General features: G+C 34.0%; 7 protein-coding genes. All 7 read left to right on the forward strand.

Going from position 1 to position 4,994, the window contains the following annotated elements; all coding sequences use genetic code 11:
- The coding region (locus ABX784_RS15360; RefSeq protein ID WP_372655945.1) for a pre-toxin TG domain-containing protein at window positions 1-1,302 on the forward strand (1,302 nt) is incomplete at its 5' end.
- 25 nt (window positions 1,303-1,327) lie between these two features.
- Entirely contained in the window at window positions 1,328-1,729 is a 402-nt protein-coding gene (locus ABX784_RS15365) for a hypothetical protein (protein ID WP_372655946.1), read from the forward strand.
- A 421-nt stretch (window positions 1,730-2,150) separates the two neighbouring features.
- Complete coding sequence (locus ABX784_RS15370) at window positions 2,151-2,411, forward strand: Imm8 family immunity protein (protein ID WP_372655947.1); 261 nt, start codon at window positions 2,151-2,153, stop codon at window positions 2,409-2,411.
- Window positions 2,412-2,632: 221 nt separating this feature from the next.
- The gene (locus ABX784_RS15375) at window positions 2,633-3,478 is read left to right on the forward strand and encodes a pre-toxin TG domain-containing protein (RefSeq protein WP_372655948.1); all 846 of its coding nucleotides are present in this window, start codon (window positions 2,633-2,635) and stop codon (window positions 3,476-3,478) included.
- Complete coding sequence (locus tag ABX784_RS15380; RefSeq protein WP_372655949.1) at window positions 3,478-3,822, forward strand: hypothetical protein; 345 nt, start codon at window positions 3,478-3,480, stop codon at window positions 3,820-3,822. The genes ABX784_RS15375 and ABX784_RS15380 overlap by 1 nt, the downstream gene beginning before the upstream one ends.
- A 283-nt stretch (window positions 3,823-4,105) precedes the next feature.
- Complete coding sequence (locus ABX784_RS15385; RefSeq protein ID WP_372655950.1) at window positions 4,106-4,699, forward strand: hypothetical protein; 594 nt, start codon at window positions 4,106-4,108, stop codon at window positions 4,697-4,699.
- On the forward strand, window positions 4,699-4,994 hold a 296-nt coding region (locus ABX784_RS15390; RefSeq protein ID WP_372655951.1), incomplete at its 3' end, for a hypothetical protein. The genes ABX784_RS15385 and ABX784_RS15390, both read left to right, overlap by 1 nt.

Consider the following 4,994-nt stretch of genomic DNA (forward strand, 5'->3'; position numbering starts at 1 on the left):
TCATTAAATAATACGATCAATACCTCTCACCTCAACAGATGGGGAGAAGATACAAGTTTTACCCAAGAGTCTGAAGAGAGTATCAAGAGATTTATCGAAAATATTGATAAGAAAAACCTTAATCAGGCCATTAAGGAACTAGAGCTCCAAGAAAAGGTTCAAACTAGAATTGAAAGCATTGCCGCAGAATGGGATATAAAATTCGAAAGAGTTGAGAACAAATCACCTGAAACTCCCATAGAGCAATATGCAAATGATCTTATCGATCTCAAAAGATGTACGCTAAAAAAAGAAGCATGCGATTCAATTAATTCTCTAAGTACACACAACGACTTTAAAGATGAATATAAACAATTAGAGAGCCTTTACAAAACTTCTAATTATATAGGCTCAAGTAGTGTTGATATCGAATACAAAGAGAGTGCATTTGATTTTCTAAGTCTTTCAGCAGATTCATTAATTCAAGGAGATATCGAGTCCTCCCAAAAAATTGAAAAAGTTGCACTATCAATTATTGATATAGGCCTTGGACTTCTCCCCGTCGCTGGAATTGGTAAAGACATATATGAATTAGTTACAGGTAAGAATCTCGTCACTGATGACAAGTTATCTGAATTTGATAGAACACTCGCCTTAGTAGGAATCCTCTCCTTGGGATCTTCTCATTATATAAGCGCAGCTGGAAAAGTTTTAATTAAGTTTAAAAATATTACTAAGTCCGTATTCTCAAATGGAGTTACAATAGTTAATTCCGCACGGAAGTTAGGTTTTAGCAAGGCATCGCAACTTGGCGAATTTATTAAATCATCTACTGGTAGGACATGGTCAAAAATTAAAGCTACAGGTCAGGCCGTAACAGAGAAGGGATATAAATTATTTAAAAAAGATGTTCCTATAAATAATCCTTTTCCTGATAGCGGAGTTTATGCTCGTGTTGTTGATAAAAAGTTTGCCGATAAGATTAAGAAAGGAGAATTACCTCTATCAAGGCCTAATGCTGGGAATGAAGCGTTTGTTACTGCTTTAGATGATATTAAGGATATTTCAAACCCAACAGCTTATGCAAAAAGATTAAGCCTCTATACCGACAAAGCTGGAACTCAACTAGTCGATACTACAGAATATACTGTTTTGAAATTCAAATTCAAACCAGACATTCAACAAAGTATAAGAACACCAATAGAACTACTTGAGAAAAGAAACTTTGGTTTCATTCCAGGAGGGAGAACTATTGGCAATGCAAGAGAATGGCTAATTAGCAACGATGCTTTTCAAAGAGGCTTAATAGAATTTGTAGATTAAATTATTAACAAGGTTATGGGTTATAATGAACATTAGTAAAAAAATTCGAAACAGACTGTACGAAGAAATATGGAGTCAATTAAAAATTGGTTTGTCTGACGCTCAAAGTATAATAAGTAAAATGGAACAAGAAAATCACTTCCAAGATGTTATTCAGGACGCTACAGGGGTTAATTCTTTTGTAAATGGCACTTTGAAAAATCATCTATTCCCTGCACCATTAAGTAGATTGGAAGTGTATGACCAAAAGTTCATTGATGACAACGGCATTAAGCTAGACTTTGTAAAAGCTATACCCGATGGATGGGATTGTAATTTATATTTTGATAAAAAGAATAATATATACTGGGAAGATAATTATGGCAGGTACTCAAAAGAGGGATATATCATCTCACCATATATTAACCCACTTGTGATTTATAAGTAGTGAGCTTTAAGCGAACTATTTTATTTGTGATATAATCTCAAAACAAAACGAACCTGCTTAACAAATTGATAAACCTAACAGTAACTCAAACAAACGGTGTCTTTTCTTAGGTGGTTCAACCTCACAGCACTCTCTAACCGTTTTAAAGATAAATCTTAATTGGTCATAATTGATTTTGTGACGATTAGTTGCTCTTGCAAGCTGAGAGATGATTTGCTGAAAGGGGATGTTCGTACTCTCGGTTTTAGTAGTGTAGCTGGAGAGATTTATCACCGAATTTGATGTAAAGTTGGCCATAATTATGCTCCTTCCTTCAAACAAGGTCTTGGTAAAACACAAGCTAATTTTGAATGGAGAAACAAAACAACTGGTCAATTTCAAGGAAATGGTCACCTTGATATAGCTGAATAAGGAATACATTATGAAATCTGAAATAAAACAAATTTTAGCAGAATCAGAAGAGTTCAATCTAGATTTTTGTCCAGAAGATGCATATAACTTCCATTTCATTCTACGTATCATGATTGGACGTCATAAAATTATCATGAAGGAGTATAACTATAAAAGTTTGAGAAATAGGGTTCTAAAATTATTTGGGTCTAAAGACAGTGATAATTGGAAAAATATTACTGAGTATTTATCTCGATATGCTTACTGGGAATTTGAAGATTACAAAGAGTAACAGTGAGTAATTTCTCAGACTAATCCTTCCTCATTATTGTAATCTCAAATTCTATATTTACGACTGTTGCACATGAGGGGAAGGAACATTATCAAGAGTGAAATTTACCCCTGCTACAGATAAAAGATAAGTAGAATATATAAAGACAGATATTAGAAGGACTACAGTTGAATTATTTACACCGTACATTTACCTTTTTACTAGAACTGTTATAACAGATTGTGCTTAGAATAATTTGTTCTATATTTCAAATACTTATAATAACAATTGGGCTTCAGGCCCAGGCCGGCGACCTATCTAATTTCAGTATTAACTACAATGGTGATTCTAATATTTCTAACTATGTAGATAATTATGACGAGCAAGAAGAAAGTAGAGCTGATAAGCACATATATGAATTAGTTACAGGTAAGAATCTTGTAACTGATGACAAGTTATCTGAATTTGATAGAACACTCGCACTAGTAGGCATCCTCTCACTCGGAACTTCTCATTATATAAGCTCAGCTGGAAAAGCTTTAAGCAAATTCAAGAATATTACTAAGACCATGACATCTAACGGATCTACAATAGTTAATTCAGCACAGAAATTATTTGGAAAAACTGTAACCAAAGCTGAAATGAATGGCTTCTCAAATCTTAGTAAACAGATACTTAGAGATGACCCCAATGGGATTGTCAAATTAGACAAAATAGTGGTCTCTCCCAAGTTTGGAAATAAGTATGTTAAGGAACTTCCTGACCTAAAAGGTAGCATAAAAGAGGCATTTGACGGTCATGTCTTCAAAGGAAGCTACAAACCAGGAGAGGTCTTCTTTCAAGCACAACGAAAAGGACAGACTAAACCTGGTCGTTGGTTTGCACCAGTAAAACCCATCAACTCGGAACATGCAGAGGCCATGCTCAATATAAAGAAGTGGGGAAATAATGCTGACAAAATTAAAGTATATAAAGTTAAAGAAAGTGTATCTGGTTATGCTGGTAAAGTTGCTTGCGGAGAAGGACACCAATTTCTAATACCAAACGATGTTCCTTTAGAGGACGTTTTAGAGGAGATAATTTTCTAATGTATAAGGTAAAGTTTAGTAACGAAATGGAAATAAGGATGGGGTCTCCCTATAATGTAGCAGATATTCATATCGCAGGAGTCTTTGTTCCTCAACTAGATGATTACGAGTTTCAAGATAAGTATGCCTTATCAAGTGATGATACAATATGCCTTTTGATACAATGGAGTATCCAGCAAAACGAACCTGGATTTATAGTTTGGAAGTTAAGTGAAACAGATCAAGAGTTATCAAAGTCTGATAGGTTTGAAGGCTGTTGCGATAATATTGGGTTTAAAAATGGCAAAGTTGAAGTCTTCTTTTCGAAGAATGGTAAAGCAAATGTTGAGAAGATTGAACTATAAATATAATCAAGCTTATCTTCCCCTTTCTGCTGTTTACTCTACTCTCAAATCTAACATTTACCACAGTTTCCTATGAGACTAAGGACTTAAAAGAAATTGTCCATTGCTCACGGAAGTTGGGTTAAAGACTTTGCAGACCTAAGTAATTGAATTGTCAGGAATGAGATTAGAGCTATTGGTTATTCGTCGAAATTCATTAGAGGAAAGATGTCTAAATATTAAACACAAGGGAATTTTTTATAACGATTACTGAATAAATTTTATATTAGAGTATATTTTTAGTATGAAAAAGATACTAATATTACTAGCTCTAAGCTGCTTCAACATTTATGCTTCTGACTATGGTGAACTATACATAGCTGCGCCAATAGAAATAAGTACTCATCATATATCTGTATCGTATCAAAACGAAATCGATAATAAACTCAACGACATTAACGGGCTTGGAATAAGCTATGGATATAGATTAAATTCTTACATAGAGACTGGTATCTCATACTACAAATATACGCAATCTGAGAATGACTTCTCAAAATCATTAGCAAGCAATATCAATATTATAAGTGCTCAAGTTAACGATAGAAAATCTATATACATAGACCTTATCCCACTTATTGGGCAAATAAATTTACTGTCTTATTCCACAGCGAAAATTGAACTTGGAATTGGTGTAAGCTATGGCCTCTACCGTTATAAGAACAAAAGTGCTCTTCTCATAAATAATAATAAATTTTATGACATTCACCTTACAACAACAATCAAGCTCCCTAAAAACTATACAACATCTTTAAAACTTAGCCGAGTAACAAGAAGTGAGAACTCAAAGGGCGATACTGCTCTTAACACTCTTGATCTAAGTATTGGATACAGGTTTTAATGATTTATAAAATACTCATAATCATATTTATTACCTCTTCCTCACTCTCTTCTGAGCTTAAATTAGGAATTGAGCTGTTTCAAAAGAATCAGCTTGAAAGCTCCCTTTCTGAACTCCGAAAGGTATCACCTAAAACACCAGGGTTTAAACGCTCACTAGAAGTACAATCTGTTATATATTATAAGCAAGAAAGATATCAAAAGCTCTTGGCCACAGCGATCTTTTACAGAAAGCACTTCCTAAAAACTCCTTCATTTAACACGAAGATCTTAGGCCTTGAACTCCTGACATTGAA

The organism is Halobacteriovorax sp., assembly GCF_041587335.1.
Taxonomy (GTDB): domain Bacteria; phylum Bdellovibrionota; class Bacteriovoracia; order Bacteriovoracales; family Bacteriovoracaceae; genus Halobacteriovorax.